This window comes from Chryseobacterium sp. UF-81 (genome assembly GCF_058245105.1).
The window spans coordinates 238,100-257,793 of the sequence record NZ_JBSIBX010000006.1 but is presented as its reverse complement, the minus strand read 5'-3'; the positions used below and the strand labels follow the sequence as shown (position 1 = coordinate 257,793).

At 36.5% G+C, this 19,694-nt stretch carries 12 protein-coding genes; 4 read left to right on the top strand and 8 right to left on the bottom strand.

What is annotated here, in order from left to right; all coding sequences use genetic code 11:
- Positions 1-184: 184 nt before the first annotated feature.
- On the bottom strand, positions 185-838 hold the full coding sequence (locus tag AC4IFE_RS11040) for a CoA transferase subunit B (protein WP_306844701.1): 654 nt from the start codon (positions 836-838) through the stop codon (positions 185-187).
- Positions 839-960: 122 nt separating this feature from the next.
- Here AC4IFE_RS11040 and AC4IFE_RS11035 point away from each other — a divergent pair, with 122 nt between their 5' ends.
- Positions 961-2,766 (top strand): ABC transporter ATP-binding protein, encoded by a 1,806-nt coding sequence (locus AC4IFE_RS11035; RefSeq protein WP_490757052.1) that lies wholly within the window; start codon positions 961-963, stop codon positions 2,764-2,766.
- Between the two features lie 150 nt (positions 2,767-2,916).
- On the opposite strand, the gene AC4IFE_RS11030 is transcribed toward AC4IFE_RS11035, so the two are convergent.
- Positions 2,917-3,618 (bottom strand): CoA transferase subunit A, encoded by a 702-nt coding sequence (locus AC4IFE_RS11030; RefSeq protein WP_336379982.1) that lies wholly within the window; start codon positions 3,616-3,618, stop codon positions 2,917-2,919.
- A 371-nt stretch (positions 3,619-3,989) separates the two neighbouring features.
- On the opposite strand from AC4IFE_RS11030, the gene AC4IFE_RS11025 reads away from it, so the two are divergent.
- Positions 3,990-5,513: a toxin-antitoxin system YwqK family antitoxin gene (locus AC4IFE_RS11025; protein ID WP_490757051.1), complete on the top strand. Its 1,524-nt coding sequence runs from the start codon at positions 3,990-3,992 to the stop codon at positions 5,511-5,513.
- A gap of 184 nt (positions 5,514-5,697) precedes the next feature.
- Here AC4IFE_RS11025 and AC4IFE_RS11020 read toward each other — a convergent pair whose 3' ends face one another.
- The gene (locus AC4IFE_RS11020) at positions 5,698-8,436 is read right to left on the bottom strand and encodes a fibronectin type III domain-containing protein (protein WP_490757050.1); all 2,739 of its coding nucleotides are present in this window, start codon (positions 8,434-8,436) and stop codon (positions 5,698-5,700) included.
- Between the two features lie 292 nt (positions 8,437-8,728).
- Between AC4IFE_RS11020 and rplS the strand changes: the two genes are divergently transcribed.
- Positions 8,729-9,085 carry a 50S ribosomal protein L19 gene (rplS, locus tag AC4IFE_RS11015; RefSeq protein WP_034704964.1) on the top strand — a complete coding sequence of 119 codons (357 nt, stop codon included), beginning with the start codon at positions 8,729-8,731 and terminating at the stop codon, positions 9,083-9,085.
- A gap of 254 nt (positions 9,086-9,339) precedes the next feature.
- On the opposite strand, the gene AC4IFE_RS11010 is transcribed toward rplS, so the two are convergent.
- The 5 genes from AC4IFE_RS11010 to AC4IFE_RS10990 form a co-directional block, all read right to left on the bottom strand.
- Positions 9,340-10,335 (bottom strand): alpha/beta fold hydrolase, encoded by a 996-nt coding sequence (locus AC4IFE_RS11010; protein ID WP_490757049.1) that lies wholly within the window; start codon positions 10,333-10,335, stop codon positions 9,340-9,342.
- A gap of 80 nt (positions 10,336-10,415) precedes the next feature.
- Positions 10,416-11,396, bottom strand: a complete 981-nt coding sequence (locus tag AC4IFE_RS11005; protein ID WP_490757048.1) for an EamA family transporter — start codon at positions 11,394-11,396, stop codon at positions 10,416-10,418.
- A gap of 342 nt (positions 11,397-11,738) precedes the next feature.
- Positions 11,739-13,535, bottom strand: coding sequence for a 30S ribosomal protein S1 (gene rpsA / locus AC4IFE_RS11000; RefSeq protein ID WP_111960397.1), 1,797 nt, complete (start codon positions 13,533-13,535; stop codon positions 11,739-11,741).
- A 160-nt stretch (positions 13,536-13,695) separates the two neighbouring features.
- Positions 13,696-16,248, bottom strand: coding sequence for a DEAD/DEAH box helicase family protein (locus AC4IFE_RS10995; RefSeq protein WP_490757046.1), 2,553 nt, complete (start codon positions 16,246-16,248; stop codon positions 13,696-13,698).
- Between the two features lie 3 nt (positions 16,249-16,251).
- Positions 16,252-18,246 carry a DNA methyltransferase gene (locus tag AC4IFE_RS10990; RefSeq protein WP_490757044.1) on the bottom strand — a complete coding sequence of 665 codons (1,995 nt, stop codon included), beginning with the start codon at positions 18,244-18,246 and terminating at the stop codon, positions 16,252-16,254.
- 129 nt (positions 18,247-18,375) lie between these two features.
- Here AC4IFE_RS10990 and AC4IFE_RS10985 point away from each other — a divergent pair, with 129 nt between their 5' ends.
- A complete protein-coding gene (locus tag AC4IFE_RS10985; protein ID WP_490757042.1) occupies positions 18,376-19,686 on the top strand; it encodes a DEAD/DEAH box helicase in 1,311 nt (436 codons plus the stop codon).
- Positions 19,687-19,694: the final 8 nt, after the last annotated feature.

Below are 19,694 nucleotides of genomic sequence, written 5' to 3'. Positions count from 1 at the left end.
TTCAAACAGTAGAATTTTCTTAACGTTCACAGGATTTATTTTTTTAACGCTACATTTTCCTATGTCGGTTGAGTAGTTTTTCCATAACACTTTTGAGAACATTTACAATTCTTTACATTTACAGTGAGAAAAATCGGCGGGTAAATGAATAAAAAAACCTTGTCGGTGACAAGGCTTTGTTTATTTAGAATTGCATTTCAGGAATTTCACCTTCAATGATCAGATCTGCTTCTGTAGATTTTACGATGTGCTCCACTGAAACACCGGGAGCTCTTTCCACCAGTTTGAATCCGGCTGGAGTCACGTCCAGTACAGCCAGTTCGGTCACTACTCTTTTCACGCAGTTAACCCCTGTAAGCGGAAGACTGCATTTTTTCAGTATTTTGCTTTCCCCTGCTTTGTTTACATGCATCATGGCAACAATAATATTTTCTGCAGAAGCAACAAGGTCCATTGCACCGCCCATTCCCTTTACCATTTTTCCGGGAATTTTCCAGTTGGCAATATCTCCGTTTTCTGAAACTTCCATCGCTCCAAGGATAGTAAGGTCTACTTTCTGACCGCGGATCATTCCAAAACTAAAGGCTGAATCAAAAAATGAACCTCCCGGCAGAATTGTAATGGTCTGTTTTCCGGCATTGATGATATCGGCATCTTCTTCGCCTTCGAACGGGAAAGGTCCCATCCCGAGCACTCCGTTCTCACTCTGAAATTCTACGGAAATACCATCCGGAACGTAGTTAGCCACCAATGTAGGGATGCCTATTCCCAGATTTACATAATAACGGTCTTTCAGTTCTTTTGAAATCCTTTTAGCAATTTGTTCTTTTGTAAGCATAATAAAAACTTAGACTGCAATTTAATTCTTTTCACTTGAATACAAAAGGGCTTTGTGATTGAAAATTATTAATACCATAAGTCAAAATAATATCTCTAATTTTGCAACATTATTTATTAAAAATGAAAATACTTTTAAGATACCTCAAGCCTTACCAATGGTTGATTATCCTTTCTTTATTATTGGCAACCATAAACCAGGTTTTTTCTTTATTTGCTCCGGCTATTACGGGTAATATCCTGGACCGGCTGGTAACGCATCCCAATTTCTTTGATAAGGAAAAACTTTTACCCAGAAATCTGAACCAATACTTATACGGAGAAGGAATTTATCATGGTGTGTTTTATTTTTTAGGGCTGCTCATCGGAACAGCGATGGTAAGCCGCATTGCCAAAGCATTTCAGGATTATGCAGTAAGTGTGATCACTCAAAAGTTTGGTGCAAAAATCTTTACAGACGGTTTAAAACATTCAATGGCCTTGCCTTATCAGGAATTTGAGGATCAGAGAAGTGGTGAAACTTTGTCTATTTTAACGAAAGTAAGGGAAGATACTGTAAAGTTCATCACCAGTTTTATTAATATTTTCTTTGGAATTTTAGTGAGCATTATTTTCGTTTCCGTGTATGCGATCCGTTTGCACTGGTCGATCATGCCTGTGTATATCTGCGGAATTTTCCTGATTGCCTTCATCACCAATTTACTGAGTAAAAGAATTAAAAGTATTCAGAAGAATATCGTTTCGGAAACCACTGCTTTAGCCGGAAGTACTACAGAAAGCTTAAGAAATATAGAAATTGTTAAAAGTTTAGGTTTAACCAATCAGGAAGTGATCCGTTTAAATAACAACACCTACAAGATTCTTGGACTTGAGCTGAGAAAGGTAAAAAGCATCCGTTCTTTAAGCTTTATCCAGGGAACGATGGTCAATTTTCTTCAGCAGATGATTACCATGACCCTGTTGCTTTTAATTTTTAAAAATATTGTGACTCCCGGACAATATCTTTCTCTGATGTTTTATGGTTTCTTTATTTTCGGACCGATGCAGGAAATCGGGAACATCATTATTTCTTACCGTGAGGCTGAAGCTTCTCTTTTCAATTTTGATAATCTAATGAAGAAAAATGTGGAAGAAAAGCCGCTCCATCCAAAACAGATCGGGGCTATTGAAGAACTTGAATTTAAACATGTTTCTTTCAAACATCAGTCGGCTCAGTATAAAGCTTTAAATAATATATCTTTTGATGTTAAAAATGGAGAAACCATTGCTTTTGTGGGGCCAAGCGGCTCAGGGAAAAGTACATTGGTAAAATTGCTGGTAGGATTATACAGGCCCCAGGAAGGAAATATTTTTTACAACAGCATCAATGGAAAAGAATTTGATTTTGATGAACTGAGGAACCAGATTGGCTTTGTTACCCAGGATACGCAGCTTTTTGCAGGAACCATTAAAGAAAATCTTCTTTTTGTAAATCCTAATGCTACAGAATCTGAACTGGATATTGCGCTGCAGAAATCGAGCTGTACAGCATTACTGGAAAGAGCAGAAAAGGGTATTGAAACCGTTATCGGTGAGGGCGGACTGAAACTGAGCGGTGGCGAAAAACAAAGAATCGCCATTGCAAGAGCGCTTTTAAGAAAACCTCATTTATTGATCTTTGATGAAGCAACTTCCGCTTTGGACAGTATTACGGAAGAAGAAATTACCTCTACCATAAAAGACATTTCAAAAGAAAGAGAACAAATTACAGTTCTTATCGCCCACCGTTTAAGCACGATTATGCATGCAGACCGAATCTATGTACTGGAACGCGGACAGGTAATTGAAATGGGATCTCACGATAATTTACTAGCCGAAAAGGGATTGTATTACGCTATGTGGCGACAGCAGATCGGGGAAAGAAAAATGCTCATTTCACCGGAAGCATAATATAAACAAAGCGCTGAAAACATTTTCAGCGCTTTTTATTTATAATATTTAATCAAAAGTTTTTAACACTTAAGCTTTTTAGAAACTCTTAGATTTTCATCTAAACTTCTGATTTAATTTAACTTTTGTGACTTTTATGGTTTAGAATATTTATTCTTTTGTTCGAACTGTTCTCTGCTCTATTCTCTTTTCAAACTTTTCACCCTGGAAAATTCTCTGGATCATGATCCCCGGAATATGGATCTCGTTGGGATCTAATGTTCCCGGTTCTACCAGCTCTTCTACTTCTGCGATAGTAATTTTTGCTGCACCTGCCATAGGATGGTTGAAATTCCTTGCTGAACCTTTAAAGATTAGGTTTCCTACATGATCTCCTTTCCAGGCTTTCACAATGGAATAGTCTGCTTTGTATGCGTGTTCCAGGATGTGAGGCTTGCCATCGAAATCTTTTACTTCTTTACCTTCCGCGATCTCCGTTCCGTAGCCTGCAGGCGTATAAAAAGCAGGAATTCCGGCCTGGGCCGCTCTGCATTTTTCTGCCAAAGTTCCCTGAGGCGTAAGCTCAACCTCCAGTTCTCCTGAAAGCATCTGTCTTTCGAACTCTGCATTTTCTCCTACATAAGAAGAAATCATTTTTGTGATCTGTCTTTTGTGCAGCAGCAGTCCTAATCCGAAATCGTCCACACCGGCATTATTTGAAATACAGGTTAAGTCTTTTACATCGCTCTCTACCAAAGCATTTATGGAGTTTTCAGGGATTCCGCACAAACCGAATCCGCCCAACATCAGGGTCATTCCATCCTCAATTCCGCTGATGGCTTCCTTCGCATTTTTTACTCTTTTATCTATCATGAAATACTAGATTTTCTGTCCGTTAAATTTAATAAATTTTATCATATATCCTAAAGACGAAATCTATTCTGTTTTTAAGAGAAGATGGCCAAGCGGATGAAGTAAAATTTCCGTGTTCTCACGGAGGTTTTATACTTTAAATTTTCTTTATTTCTCAGTAAATTGATTTATATTTGACACGGCAAAACTGACAGTAGAGAATATTATCCATTTCTGTCAGGCGATATGATAAAATAAATTCGTTAGATACATTGTATGAAATTTTTCTTCAGCAGGCTTCTTTGTTCTGTATTTCCGATTGTTAAGAATATTTCGGGCCTTAAAAAACACATTTCAATAATTAAAACATCATTTAAAATTCAATAAAAAACATGAAAAAATTATTTACGTCAGCGATTCTTGCTTTAGTCCTCAGCATCAGTGCAGCCGCACAGGAGAAGATCTATTTTGACGAAAACTGGGAGAAAACCACTCAGGATAAAATGGAATTTTACCGGGAAACAGAGAATAAAGGAAAGCTTATTTTAATTAAAGATTTTTACAAAAACGGAAAGCTTCAGATGGAAGGGCTTGCTTCGGATGCCACCCCGGGCAGCGAAGTTTATGAAGGCAAAGTGACCTGGTACACGCCGGAAGGTAAAGTATTAAATACAGGAACATTTTCGGGTGGAAAGCAGACAGGACCGTCCCAGACATTTGATGAGAAAGGAAGACCTTTGGACGATCTGGTTTATCAGGAAGACGGTACGTTTAAAGGAAAAGTCTACATCTATAAAGACCCTGAGAATGCAATTTTCTATAACAGCATTACCACCTATGAAAGCGCTGACAGCTTTAAGACTGTTGTTTATGATGAAGACATCAAAGGAATCCGGTATGAGGTAACTGCTGATAATAAAGGAAAATATGAAACCAGATACTACGGTGACAAGGGAAAGCAAATAGGTACAAATAGAGGGGATAACTCTGATGATGATGTATTGGTAGAATATTATTATAATCCGATGAAGGTATCCAAAATTGAGAAATATAAACGTGACGGAACTGTAAAAGAAGGCATTATATATTCTAAAAACGGAAACATTCTGCAGGAAGAGAAAAAAAATAAAAAAGACGGCTATAAAACTACCTACGACGAAACCGGTAAAAAAATAGGAAATCTAACCTTTGCTTACGATAAGGAATCTGATTACTACAAACCTCTGGATGGTGAGGATTATCAGTTTAATTATGAATTTACCGGGTTTTCTGCCATTGATGTTTATAAAAACGGTTCGGTTATTCTGAATAAATATTTTGATGAAAATGGAAAGCTATCATCTGAAAAAACTCTAAAGGATGACATAGTACAGGAGATCAGATATTATCATCCGGACGGAAGGCTGAAGGGCACTTTAACTTATAAAGACGAGATGCCTTACAGCGGTACTTTGTATGATGAACTTAGTGAGCAGCAGTATAAAGACGGTGTTCTGGTTCTTTCGAAGTCTTTCAGGGAAGATGAAAAGATAAAATATGAGAAAAAGCTGAATGCAAAGCAGAACGGATATGATGCTACCGTGTATGATGATAAAGGCGGTTTAATGTATACCTATACACAATCTCTGGAAGAAACTGAAGGTTTCACTGCGCAGATTGTACAGTATGTAAAAGGAAAAGCAGGCAACAAAGCTGTTGTAAAAGACGGCGTGCTTCAGAGTGGAAAAATTAAATATAAAACGGAAGCCGGGATAAAGGAAATGGAGCGCAGCGGAAAGTGGATCCTGTTAAAAGTTTATAATCCGGAAGGAAAGCTTATCCAGGACTCAAAAATCCTTGCAGAGGTTGAAGATCAGGATATTTATAACGTTTTGAGTACAACCATTCAGGAAGATGATCTTCTGTATGATTTTTAAAAATATCCCCCAAATTTTAATGGAAAAACCGGCTGTTTGTAATGGCCGGTTTTTGTTTTTAATGACCTTATTTAAAAGTAAAAGAGATGGTCATCGTTATTTTATTTTTACTGTTCAGTTTCATCAATAGAAAAGCGGGAAAGTTATTTCCCGCTTCTTTCTAATATGTTGTTAGCATACTATTCTACTGTATCACCAGTTTTAAAGTAAATAGTTTCCTGGTGTGAACTTTTACGAAGTATACGCCTTTCGGAAGATTTTCATTCACCAGAGAGAAACGCTGATTGTTGATGTTTTTGGATTCATAAAGCAACTGCCCTGATGCAGATACCAGCTCAATTTTCTCAATCGGGTAATCACTTTTAATGAATGTAGGCTCACCCGGTTTCGTTGGATTCGGGTATAAAACTACATTTTTCTCCGTGCTTTTTACTTCATCAGTTCCCAGTGTTCCGGAAGTTACCTGGAATTGTTTCCTGTTTGAAACTTCTGTATAAGAGTCATTCGTAAACATCACCATATAGTAATTCCCTGGTGTTGTAGGAAGTGCTGTCCCCTGAATGGTTTTTGTTCCCTGGGTAACCCCATCAAAATAAGTATAAGAAACAAAATTATCGTCCGGAGTCTGAACACTCTGAGGATAGATTCCCAGCCAGTCTTTGATAATTCCCGGGGAATCCGTCCATGAAGCTGTAATATTTTCACCTAATGTATATACAGGCTTGTTGATCCACAGTTCCGTTACGATATCCCCTACTTTAAAGAATACCTTATCTCCTATTCCATTATATCCGTCTTCAAGCAGATACTGGGCATAATAATATCCTTTCGGAAGACCTGTAAAGTTCAATGTTCCGGATGAGGTTGTTACGTAGCTCCATTTAATAGACGGATTCGTTCCCGGTGTCTGTCCCATCTTATAAATCCCGATCCAGTCTTTTACCAGATTCGGTCCGTTGCTGTAATTGATGACTACCGTTCCTCCTACAGGATAGGTATCCGCAGTAGCCTGAAGCTGTACTTTCGGGCCTACATAAAAACTTTTTCTTCCTGTGATTTCGGTGTATCCTCCGTTGGCAAAGAAGCCAGCGAAATACTGTCCTTTATTAGCCAGACCATTAGGGAAAACAGCTGTTCCTGCCGTCTGTCCGTTTGTATAAAGAAAACTCTGCGAAGTGGCTGTTGCCGGGGTCTGTCCTTTTTTATAAATTCCCACCCAGTCCTGCTGATTTCCAGGTCCTCCGGTATAAGTGGCAGTAATGGGCTCACTTTGAGTATATTCGGTTTTGTCCAATGCAAAGGTAGGATTGGAAACTACACTTCCGGACACCTCAAACTGCTTCACGTCGCTCCAGTCGCTCCACTCCAGGTTTCTGTCCCTGTAACGCACTTTTACATAATACATCCCGTTTGAAATAGAATTGGCAGGAATGGTTGCTTTTGTAATATCAACCCCGGCGTTTAAGTTTTTTGTGTGATCCGGAGTTCCGTTTCCGTCTTTTCCGAACCAGTTTTCATAATCACGGTAAAATTCTTTTTCAATCACTGAAAAATTTGATGCCTTACTGATTAGAAACTGTGTGGTATTCAGTAATTCTCCGTTAGATGACGCAAAAGCACTTCCATTCAAAGTCAGAGGCAGCGTTACCGGTGCAGAAAAAGTATTGGTAACAGACGGTTTTGAAGGTTTCGGCTGGTTTTTATATCTGTGGAAAGTATCCACCAGCTCATTGTATTTTCTGTTATAAACTCCTCCTATGGAGTAACATTCAACATCTACTTTTCCAGTCTGTACATCTACCTCCACGATCTGGTATGTCCAGTCGGTCAGTGTTTTCTGTACATCATCAAAATCCTGCTCATTGGACATTCCCCAATATTGGTCCCACGCTGTTCCTCCGGAAATGATCTGGTAATTCGGGGTATCTTTCAGCTGACCTCTGTGGTATAAATGATGGTGAGCTCCGACGTGCATTAAATATTTACTTGAAGTCGTCAAAAGCGGCACTGCATTATTTCTTACCCAAGTAGAAATATCCCCTACATACTGCTCTGCCTGATAGGGTCTATGGCTTAAAGAAATAATCCAGTCTACTGTAGGGTCACCATTAGCTTCATTCAGAATCTGGGAAAGCCATGTCTGCTGGGCAGTTCCTGTATGTTCCGAACTTAAGCTTACAAACAGGACATTTCCGGCCTGCTGGGCATAATAGTTCTCGTTTCCAGATGAAATATTTTTATATTTAATTTCATCGATATAGAAATGGGCATAATAAGAATTCATCCCAAGAGTTCCATAAGTCTCATGGTTTCCTACCGTTGTCTGAATAGGAAGATACGGCGATAATTTGATGTTCTTTTTAAAATGGACATTCTCATAATGGTCCAATGTTCCCACATCCACCTGGTCTCCTACCATAAAGGTAAGCGCAATATTATCAGAAGGATCGGAATTGGCTCCGAATTTCTGCTTTAATTTTTTGAAGGCGTTCAGGGTAAGGCTGTCATATCTTGGTTCCGCTTTAATCTGGTTGTCTCCCATGATCAGGAAACGTATTTTACCGTCGGCAGTAGCTGCCTGCCCCGGAAGAGGAAGCGTTCTGAAATTATAGACTGATGATTCGGTGGTTCCTGTCTTTATCTTATAGTAGTATTTGGTGTTGGGCTGCAGGCCTGCAATTTTTGCAGTGTGGTAATAATAGTTGTTATTATACCCTGTATCGGAAAAAATGTTGGTTGTTCCGGTAACCGTCACGTTCAGGCTGGCAGGAGATGTTCCATAGATTACAGTTGTTTCATTGTTGGAAGCTGTTTTCCAGTTGACGATCATTGAGTTTGGCGTCGGGTTCTGGAGGTAAGGAAACAGCGTCTGTCCGAATGCCATCTGGACGGCAAAGCAGAAAAAGAAGAAGTAATGTTTCATAATAGTTTAGTTTTGTATAGATTATTTCGATTTGTAAATCAGTTCATTAAAAAAATAATGATCTGCATTTTTTAATTTCGGGCAAAAGTAAACTTCCCATATAAACTGTGCCTGATGGGAACTTAAAGGAACTGTTAACTTTACGGCAAATCCGGGGTGAAAAAATTATAGTTTTTAGTATATTATTTATTTGGTAGAATTAAAAAGTATTTTGTATCTTTGCGACCTGTTATTCAACCTCTGACGAAGAACGTGTAAGTTGCTTAGCTTTAACATTTTATTTTTATTAATAATGGATTTATTAAAGTACGTACAAGACCAGTACATTACTAAAAAAGATTTCCCTGAATTCAAAGCAGGAGACACAATTACTGTGTATTACGAAATTAAAGAAGGACAAAAGACAAGAACTCAGTTCTTCAAAGGTACCGTTATCCAATTGAGAGGTACTGGCGCTACAAAAACTTTCACTATCAGAAAAATGAGTGGTGATGTAGGTGTAGAAAGAGTATTCCCTATCAACATGCCTGCGCTTCAGAAAATTGAAGTTGACAGAAGAGGTAGAGTTAGAAGATCTAGAATTTATTACTTCAGAGACCTTAGAGGTAAAAAAGCTAGAATCAAGGATGCTGCTTACAAGAAAAAGTAATTCAGACAACAATACATACAAAAAGAGACTATCTATTCAGGTAGTCTCTTTTTATTTTGCAATAACTGCAGGGCTTTGAAAGCATTTTTACAATTTTAATTTAAAAAAAACTATTGTTCAATTAGTTCTCTTGTCTTGAAACAAAATGAACCAAAAGTTCAAGACTGGAATCTTTCGCTAAAAATTAAAACTTACCTAATAATCAATAAAGCACAGCTTAATATTAATCGCCTCCGCCTTATCCTTCCTCAACCTCACTTAATAAACTCATACAAAGCACTAAAAAATTTTGGATACACTTCTATATGAGGAAGATGGCCTACATTTTCGAGCTCAATTAATGTTGATCCGGAAATTTCCTGCTGTGTCTTTTTTCCCAGTTCCTGGTACTGCCCCATTTTAGGCTGTAATTCTTTAGGAGCCCTGTCTTTTCCTATTGCCGTTCTATCTCTTGTCCCGATAATAAGCAATGTAGGTGTGCTGATATTTTTAAACTCATAGCATACAGGCTGGTTATAGATCATGTCTGAAGTCAGGGCAGCATCCCATGCAACCTGCGGATAATCTTTGTGCAAAGTCCAGCCGGCAATAAGATCCAGCCACGGCTGATATTCATCCTTCCATTTATTATCATAATAAAATTTCAGCTGGTAAGCTTTGTAGGTTTCGGCCGTATTTTTAAGTTCAGACTGATAGGCCTGATCTATGGTTTGGTAAGCTGCAAAGGTTTTATAATCTTCCAGCCCTATAGGGTTTTCCAGGATCAGCTTCTGGACTTTTTCAGGATAAAGCAGTGTGAATCTTGCTGCAACCATCCCTCCCATGGAATGCCCCAGCACTATTGTTTTATCAATTCCCAGCTCATCTAATATGGCTTTGGTATTTTCGGCCAGCTGTGAAAAAGAAAACTGGTAGCTTTGAGGCTTAGATGATTTTCCGAATCCTATCTGGTCCGGAATAATCACCCTGAATCCTTTATCTGAAAGGTCTTTTGCCGTCTTTCCCCAATAAGCTCCGTTAAAATTTTTTCCATGGAGAAGCATGATTGTCTTTCCATTAGGTTTCTGCGGCTGTACGTCCATATAAGCCATTTTAAGATGATTGTCCTGGGATTTAAGGTCTATAAAATGAACCTCGTAGGGATATTGGTATTCCGACAGCATTGCATCTAATGGTTTTATCTGCGAAAACATAAAAACCGGTACTGCAGACAGCATAATAACCGCCGTAACTTTTCTGAAATATCTCATAGGAAACTTTATTTGAAGTATTAAAATTAAAAAAACCGCTTCAAAATAAGCGGTTTTTAATATTATTTATGATTATTTTTTTAAGCTACTTCTACTCCTTTCAGCTCCTTTTTTGCAGGAAGATTCATCAGTACAATTGCAAAAAGGATAAGGACAATCCCCGCCCATTGTATCAGTAAAACTTTTTCTCCCAGTAAAACGAAAGCCATGGTTACTGAAACCGGCAGCTCAAGCGATGAAACAATGCTTCCCAAGCCAAGCCCTGCATTCGGGAAACCGATATTAAACAAAATTGGCGGAATAATAGTTCCAAATAAAGCAAGTACAAATCCATATGTCCAGAATATTGAATAATTGAACGAGTGAATATGTTCTGTATTTTCTGTGAAATTGAGATATAATGATCTTAACCCGTCAGAGTACATAGGTCCAATCTGGGCAAAAAACAGGAATGCAATCACTACTACTGCCCCTCCGCAAAGCATAATGATACTTTTTCTGAATACAGGAAGATGTGTAGCCAGCGTATTGGATGTAAACATGGTCATTGTATAGGAAGCTGCTGCCATTAATCCCCAGAAGATTCCATGCCAGTCGAGCTCAATATCCATATTAATCAGATTTGTAGCCAGTATAGTACCTACCAGTACAATGATCACAGAAACTACTTTTCTGGCATTGGGCAGTTTCTTTGCAATTATACTTTCCACAACAACGCTGAACCAAACTGACTGCATGAGCAGAACAATCGCTATGGAAACATTAATATACTGAACTGCAATATAATAGAACAGACTCGTACATCCTAAAGATGTTCCCGCAATCATCAGCATCTTCAGTTCTTTGGAACTCGGTGATGAAAGCTTCTGTTTTGATGTAATAGTTTGTATAAAATTCAGGATTAAAAGTCCGATCAACCCCAGCAAGAACTGGGAAGTAGTGACTTCTGAAGTGGTATAGCCATCATGATAAGCCATTTTAACAAATGTAGCCAGCATTCCGTATATACTGGCCCCAATCCCTACGAACAAAACTCCCTTAAGTATATTTTTCTTCTTCATAATTTTTTTACAGCCCGCAAAGTTACAATATAATAATGAAATATCGGAGGCATCAGCATGATAGATAAATAAAATCGCCGCAAGCAGAGCTTGTGGCGATCCATTGATTTGAATGATCAATATTATCAATGATAAAATTAATTTTAAATAACCATTTTCAACATCATTTTATCATTTTTCATAATTAAGTTACACCAACCCTTCTTATAAAAACCTTTCTGTAGAAAAATATTTAACAAGGTTACTTTCCCTGTCCTGATTGCAGGAATCAATCCAAGTTGAAATGATAACAAAAAAAAGCCGCTCAAATGAGCGGCTTCATATGATCAATGGAGTTAAAGATTATTTACCTTCTTCCATTTTTCTTTTCAATTCTGCTAATGCATCGATATCTCCAAGAGTTGATCTTTCTTCATTGTTTGAAGAAGATGTATTATTAGATCTGTTGTTAGAAGACTCTCTTACGTTTTTCTTCTCTTCGTCTCTAAAGATACCAGTATGAGATACTACTACTCTTTTGAACTCTTTGTTGAATTCGATTACTTTGAACTGAGCATCTTCACCTTTCTTGATTTTAGATCCATCTTCTTTCTCTAATAATCTTGATGGGCAGAAAGCTTCTACTTCTACGTCTTCAAACTGTACAGAAGCTCCTTTATCGTGAACTTCTACAGCTTTACCAGCGTGGATAGTACCTTCAGCATATTTAGTTTCGAATTTATCCCAAGGATTTTCTTGAAGTTGTTTGTGACCTAGAGATAATCTTCTAGCCTGGATGTCAAGTTCTAGAACTACTACATCTAATTTATCACCAACTGCACAGAATTCAGATGGGTGCTTGATTTTCTTAGTCCAAGAAAGATCAGAGATGTAGATCAATCCGTCGATACCTTCTTCTAACTCTACGAATACACCAAAGTTAGTGAAGTTTCTTACAGTTCCTACATGCTGAGATCCTACCGGATACTTAGCTTCGATATTTTCCCATGGATCTTTAGATAACTGCTTGATACCAAGAGAAATTTTTCTTTCTTCTCTGTCTAGTGTTAATACTTCAGCTTCTACTTCATCACCTACCTTCACGAAGTCTCCTGCAGATCTTAAGTGAGTAGACCAAGACATTTCAGAAACGTGGATTAATCCTTCTACACCTGGAGCGATTTCTACGAATGCACCATAGTCAGCAAGAACTACTACTTTTCCTTTTACTCTGTCACCAACTTTCATGTCAGCAGAAAGAGCATCCCAAGGATGAGCTTCTAATTGCTTCATACCTAACTGGATTCTTGTTTTCTCGTCATCGAAATCAAGGATAACAACTTTTACAGTCTGTCCGTCCTCAAGGATTTCAGATGGGTGGTTCACTCTAGACCAAGAAAGGTCTGTAATGTGGATCAATCCATCAACACCTCCTAAGTCAATGAATACACCGTAAGAAGTAATATTCTTAACAGTACCTTCAAGAACCTGACCTTTTTCAAGCTGAGCGATGATTTCTTTTTTCTGACCTTCGATATCTGCTTCGATCAATGCTTTGTGAGATACCACTACGTTTTTGAACTCAGGGTTGATTTTCACAACTTTGAACTCCATAGTTTTACCTACGAACTGATCGTAATCTTTAATTGGCTTAACATCAATTTGAGAACCTGGTAAGAATGCTTCAATTCCGTGAACGTCAACGATCATACCTCCTTTAGTTCTAGACTTAACAAAACCGTTAACGATTTCTCCAGTTTCGTGAAGTTCGTTTACTCTATCCCAAGCTTTAAGTGTTCTGGCTTTTCTGTGAGATAATTGTAGTTGTCCGGTTTTGTCTTCTCTTCTATCTACCATTACTTCAACATCATCACCTACTTTAAGGCCTGGGTTGTAACGGAACTCGTTAAGAGAAATAACACCTTCTGATTTAAAGTCGATGTCAACGATAGCTTCTTTATCAGTTAATCTTACAACTTTACCAGTGATAACGTCGTTATCATTTAAACTGCTAAGAGATCCGTTGTAGATTTCTTCTAAATCACTTTTTTCTTTTCTTGCATCAGCATCAAGACCTGATTCGAAAGAATCCCAATCAAATTGTTCTGGTGCTACGTTTTGGTTTAATAAAACCTCTGCTGAATTTGTCTCTTTTGACATTTTCTAATAAAATTTGTATTCCTTCTTTTTTAGTGGTCTGAATAAATGTGGATCTAAAAAATACGGAAGTAATTAATTTTTAATAATTTACCTTTCAAACCTTTCACACAAAAAGTGGGTGCAAAGATATGAATTTTATTTTAAATTCAAGTGGGTAATTTTAAATTTCGAAGGTACTTTCTAAAGCTCTTTTAAATTCATTTTCATTTCCATAATTATAGAATGGCACAGCTGTAATTTTGTATGTATCTGTATAGATTTTAATAGATTTTTTTTCATTCCCAATTACTTTCAGAAAATCCTCTTTCCATTTGTCGTAGCCTATCAAGTGAGCTCCTTTTGGTTCAATAAATACCTGAAAAGTTAGCTGTTTATTGCTCCTCTCACTGCAGAACAGTAAAAAATCCGGTTCAAATGCACGGCCGTATTTGTCAAAAATTTTAATTTCTCTTTCATTTCGGATCAGATGAATATTCTCAAATTTCTGGCTGAGTCCTTCAAAACGTCTGGAAAACAATTCTACAAAATTCTTTTCTTCAATGGTTCCGTAATTGGCATTGTACGCATACCAGGATTCATTTGAAACTAATTCTTCCTGCCCTTTTGCTCTTTCATTACCTTTAGTCACCCTGATTTCCTTATCCCTGAAAACCTGATGAATAGGTTGTGGGTAATATTCTGAACCTTCATAATCCGTAGCATTCTTTTTAATCTCTGTTTCTATATTTTGTAAAAGTCCATTCAACGCCTGAAGATAATCAAAGTGTGAAATTTCCTGAAGACGCCTGTAATTACCCTGGAATGTTATTTCCAAATCACCTAAATACTCCTTATTTTCAATAAAATCCGAAAGTGACGAAATATTGGGGAAGTAATGCGAGAGATTATTAAAGTAATAGAACGGATTCTGGCTTAATGCATATCTGATAACGTGCTTCTGAATATCTACAAGTTTTACATCTTTAGACTTCATCACCTCATCAGAAGTAACGGGACTTTCCGATTCAAAAAACACATTTGAAACCCTTCCACCTCCCGAAGAAAGCTGATGACGGTAATTGGTCTTTCTAATATTGAAGTCAGTGAAAGAATTTACCTTATTAAAGTTTTTCGGTAATTTTTTATTGGAGAAAACATATCCTTTTTTATATAAGTCAGATTTTTTGAATATTGGTTTCAGTTTTAACTGTTTGGTTTCAAGATTCGCTTCATCTTCATAAATTCCTGTTTCTACCAACGCTTTTTTAAGTTCCGAAATATAACGGCTGTCTTCTTTAGTGTGATAATATAATTCTTCTAAAATTTTCAAATCGTTGGTAATATCATCATCATATTTCCGAATAAATTTATCCTCTCCAACTTCCAGTGCAAAAGGATAATATCTTGCTCCACGACCGATCAGCTGTGCTTCCGACAGGGTGGTTTTACCCGGATTTCCGTCCTTTCCGTCACGGTCTTCATATAATCTTACGATATCAAATAAATTGAGAACATCCCAACCTTCATTCAATTTTTGAACAGCAAATACCGCACGAATCGGGTTGTTTTCATCTTCTAAGGTATTGAGTAAAATCTGATTTTTCTCTGCTTCCGAATCATTATTGGCACTCAGACAATTTTCTTTGCGGAAATTGGCATGAATCCGTTTCGAAATTTCATTCAATGAGATATTTTTGGCTTCAAAAAACTGAAAAGCTTTTTGAACAACCGAAACCGTAGAGGTTTTTTTAATTTTCTCCACCATTGTTTCAGATAAATCTTCAATCAGTTTGTGAAAATTTTCTTTGTTTTGTTCGGATTCTCTAATGGTTTTCTTTGCTTTAAAAAGAATAACAGGTTTTAAATTAATATGATGAATCGTTGCCAATTCCTGACGGTACAAATTAAGAATCAAAGCCTGAATTATACGCTCTTTCTCGTCATACAATGAACGTACAAGATTGATTTCTTTAGAAAATTTATCTGTTCTGAACTGCGAAAGATCATATTTATAAATAACTTTATCCTTATACTTATTGATAATTTCCCGGCTGTCATAATCCAGAGTTGCAGTAAATTCCAAAAGGATATTGTCAAAATTCTGATGAAGGATTTTCAAAACTGTTTCCTCCCAGCTTCCGAAGAGGTTTCCGTTTTTTGTACCACTGCTTAAATGATGTGCTTCATCAGCAATCATCACTACTTTTTTATCTGTAAAATCTTCGTAGGTAATACTGTTTTCTTTGGTATTGTTCAAATCAATATGCAGGTGCTGAATAGTCGTAAATTTGATATTGATATTCTCATCATCGGCTTCATCAAAGTTATCAATCTGCTTCAGTAAGATTTCTTTTCCGCTGATGACAATTTTATTGCCAAACAAATATTTAGAAGTTTGAGGATTAAGAAAATTGTCTCTGGTTTTCTGGATGATATTATTACTGTTTACAAAAAACAGGAAATTCCGGTATCCTTTTTCATACAAATGAAGCATTAAACCCGCCATTACCAAAGTTTTACCACTTCCTGTGGCCATGTTGTACAGGAGATGAAGCGGTTTATGCGGTTTTCCAGCAAAATTTTCTGAGTGGCAAAGAATGAAACGCTGAAATGCTTCCTGCTGATAAGCTCTTTGGCTAAATTTCAAATTATCTGAAATTTGTGTTGGAACTGGAACCTGAGAAATGGCTCTTTTTCCGAATTCCTGTAAAAGTGTATCGTATAAAAATGCCATTTGTTATTTCTTTATTTGGTAAAAATCTTTTGTTACTTTCTTTTCTTCCAGTGTACACTCAAAATTTTCGTCGTTAAGTGAAGACAGATTTACATACAGTTGATTTTTGTTGAGCAATTCACAAAGAAGCTGTTTTTGTTCATTCAGATGTAAAGCTTTAAAATCTTCGAAATGTTCCTCCTGTTTTTTGAGATCAACATTGTAATTAAGAAAAGATTTGGTTTTCATTTCTTCCCAAATTTGCAGAAGACTTTCAGAATTTTCTGCTTCTTCTATTTTTTCGATGAAAGTTTGGTTGTATTTTTTGAGCTCAAGGTAAATGAATGAACCGCCGCCTTGCCAGTTGATGGACTTGGAAATGCCTGTTCTATCACCATTAATTACATTTTGTAATCTAATAACACTGTCATTTTCGCCATAATTTAATTGTTCAATCCCAATGTATTGTCGTTTCATCTTGTGAGCAACAGCTGCTGTTGTACCGCTTCCTAAATGGTAATCTAAAACGATGTCATTTTCATCCGTATTAAGTTCTAATATTTGCTTAAGCAGCTTTTCAGGTTTTTTCCCATTTTTTAATTTCACACCACCTTCATTTGCAATACCCGCCCAAGAAATATGATTCCAGAAATTAGTTAACTGTTCTGTAATTTGCATTTCGCCATCAATTTCTCTAATTTTTGTAGAGTAAAAAGCTAGTGCTCCTCCATTTATTATATAAGTTTTATCTCCATCTTGTTTATCATAAACAAATATTTTATTTCTGTCTATTTTAGATTTTTCTTGTAAAATTTTTACTTGATGAGTTGGTTTATGCAAGTCTCTAATGCTGACAATATTTTTTGCATTCTTGTAAGCATAATCTTCTATCATTTGCTGTAAAGAAGTAGAATAAGCATTACCAAGCTTGTCCTTTAATTCTTTTTCATTATTACAACCACTTTCTTGTATAACTTTTTCTTTAATTGGAACTAACCTCCAATCTTCAACTTTTGAGCTAGTATTATCCAAATATTGATTATAATTTTTATGATATCCTGTTACAACATAATTTTTTTTAAATTGTACAATCTTTTTGTTTTTTGCATAAAAAAGAATGTTTTCCAACACATCAATTGGTCCTGGATTAACGGCTTTAAATCCAGAAGCAGATGCAACTTTTACCGCTATTTGTTGTATTTTATTTTCATTTCCAAAAGTCTCATCTAAAAGAATATTTAAATAGCCCATTTCATGATGATCACATTGAATCAATATTACACCATCGTTTCTCAATAAGTTTTTAGCTACTTCAAGTCGATTCCTCATAAAAGTTAGCCAAGTCGAATGGTTAAAACTATCATTATATTTAAATCCATCACTTCCTGTATTATAAGGTGGATCAATATAAATCATCTTCACTTTTCCGGCAAATTCTTTCTTTAGAGAATGCAATGCCAGAAGATTATTTCCTTTGATAATAAGGTTGTCGGTAATTGTTCCGTTTTCATTGCGATTGAATTGGTCAAAATCTTTTTCACCCTCTTGATCAAACTTTTTAGCATTTGTTAATACTTTGGGATCAAGTAATTGAGTTATTTCGTCCTGCGCTAAAGTTTCATTAAAGAAAATTTCATCTCTTTTATCTTCTTCACGGCTTTGTCCGCCTTCTAAAATACAGTCTTTGAACGGCCAGACCAAAGCTACTTTGTTACGTTGCTTCAGATATTTGCCATCGACTGACAAACCAATTTTATTTTTAAACTGAGTGTAACTATCATTGAGATAGTTTTTCTGTTCAAGAAACTGTATGAAAAGATTTTGATTGAATATCAAAACATCTTTTATTTTGATGAAAAATTTTTCTTTCAAATCTGAATCACTCAATAATAATTCAATGAGTTCTTCATCAAAATTTTGTGCTTTGTTGAGCACTACCCATTTTTTGACTTCATCATTATCGGAGACATAATTCGGTTCTTTTTTAAGCTGAGATTCTAGGGTTTGGTATAGTTTCATTTTGTTGATTATTATTTTTAATTACCTCAAATGTATAATCTCTACCTGCTACACCATTACGGGAATCCATAATCTAAATAAACAGTAAATGGAATTTTCATAAAAAACAAAATCAATTACCTTTGCAAAATGGAATTAGACTCAATTTATCAAAAGCTGCAGATTCAGGATATGAATCAGATGCAGAAATCTACCTATAAAACTACGGAAAACAATACGGATGTTGTTTTGCTCTCCCCTACAGGCTCAGGAAAAACACTTGCTTTTTTATTTCCTGTTCTTAGAAATCTTAAAAAAGATACTTCAGGAGGAATTCAGGCATTGATTTTAGTTCCGGCAAGAGAACTGGCTCTGCAGATTGAGCAGGTTTTTAAATCGATGGGAACAGATTTTAAGGTTTCGGTTTGCTACGGCGGCCATGATAAAAAAATTGAAGTCAATAATTTAATTGAAGCTCCGGCAGTTCTCATCGGAACTCCGGGAAGGGTCACTTATCATTTAAGGAACAATAATTTTGACCCTAAAACAATCAAGACTTTAGTTCTGGATGAATTTGATAAAGCTCTGGAGCTGGGCTTTCATGAAGATATGGAATATATTTCAGGTTCGCTGAAAGGTCTTTCACAAAGAATTCTTACTTCTGCAACAGCAATGGATGAAATTCCGAAGTTTACCGGTTTAAAAAATGAAAAGATCATAGATTTTCTAAAATTAAGCGAAGTAAAACCGGATATCCAGTTACGAAAAGTAATGACTATTTCTGAAGAAAAACTGGATACTCTTTTTAATTTAATCTGCAAGATCGGGAGCAAAAGAACACTGATCTTCTGCAATCACCGTGAAGCTGTAGACCGTATTTCTGAACTTTTAAGAGAGAAAGGAATTGACAGGGAAACATTCCATGGCGGTATGGAGCAGGATGAAAGGGAACGTGCCCTTTTGAAGTTCAGGAATGATTCCGCAAGAATTTTAATCACCACAGATCTGGCGTCCCGCGGCCTTGATGTTCCTGAAGTGGAATCTATTGTTCATTACCAGCTTCCTCCGAAGGAAGATGCTTTCATCCACAGAAACGGCCGTACGGCAAGAATGAATGCCAAAGGTTTTGCTTACCTGATCATGACCGAAGATGAAAATTTCCCGTTCATTAAAAACAATACACCGGAAGAGACTGTAACCGGTTTTAATAAGGTTCCGGAGAAAACTCCTTTCCAGACCATTTATATCAGTGCCGGAAAAAAAGATAAAGTGAATAAAGTGGACATTGTAGGGTATCTCATTAAAAAAGGTGAACTCCAGAAAGAAGATATCGGCATCATTGAAGTGAAAGACACAACCTCTTATGTGGCGGTTTCCAGAAATAAAGTGAACTTTGTTCTGAAAAAATTAAGCAATGAAAAACTGAAAGGCAAGAAAGTAAAAATGGAAATTGCCTATTAATTAAAGAA

What these genes read in the sequence shown, in the direction of transcription:
- AC4IFE_RS11040 (WP_306844701.1), bottom strand. Translation starts at nt 838, where the DNA reads ATGCTTACAAAAGAACAAATTGCTAAAAGGATTTCAAAAGAACTGAAA.
- AC4IFE_RS11035 (WP_490757052.1), top strand. Translation starts at nt 961, where the DNA reads ATGAAAATACTTTTAAGATACCTCAAGCCTTACCAATGGTTGATTATC.
- AC4IFE_RS11030 (WP_336379982.1), bottom strand. Translation starts at nt 3,618, where the DNA reads ATGATAGATAAAAGAGTAAAAAATGCGAAGGAAGCCATCAGCGGAATT.
- AC4IFE_RS11025 (WP_490757051.1), top strand. Translation starts at nt 3,990, where the DNA reads ATGAAAAAATTATTTACGTCAGCGATTCTTGCTTTAGTCCTCAGCATC.
- AC4IFE_RS11020 (WP_490757050.1), bottom strand. Translation starts at nt 8,436, where the DNA reads ATGAAACATTACTTCTTCTTTTTCTGCTTTGCCGTCCAGATGGCATTC.
- rplS (WP_034704964.1), top strand. Translation starts at nt 8,729, where the DNA reads ATGGATTTATTAAAGTACGTACAAGACCAGTACATTACTAAAAAAGAT.
- AC4IFE_RS11010 (WP_490757049.1), bottom strand. Translation starts at nt 10,335, where the DNA reads ATGAGATATTTCAGAAAAGTTACGGCGGTTATTATGCTGTCTGCAGTA.
- AC4IFE_RS11005 (WP_490757048.1), bottom strand. Translation starts at nt 11,396, where the DNA reads ATGAAGAAGAAAAATATACTTAAGGGAGTTTTGTTCGTAGGGATTGGG.
- rpsA (WP_111960397.1), bottom strand. Translation starts at nt 13,535, where the DNA reads ATGTCAAAAGAGACAAATTCAGCAGAGGTTTTATTAAACCAAAACGTA.
- AC4IFE_RS10995 (WP_490757046.1), bottom strand. Translation starts at nt 16,248, where the DNA reads ATGGCATTTTTATACGATACACTTTTACAGGAATTCGGAAAAAGAGCC.
- AC4IFE_RS10990 (WP_490757044.1), bottom strand. Translation starts at nt 18,246, where the DNA reads ATGAAACTATACCAAACCCTAGAATCTCAGCTTAAAAAAGAACCGAAT.
- AC4IFE_RS10985 (WP_490757042.1), top strand. Translation starts at nt 18,376, where the DNA reads ATGGAATTAGACTCAATTTATCAAAAGCTGCAGATTCAGGATATGAAT.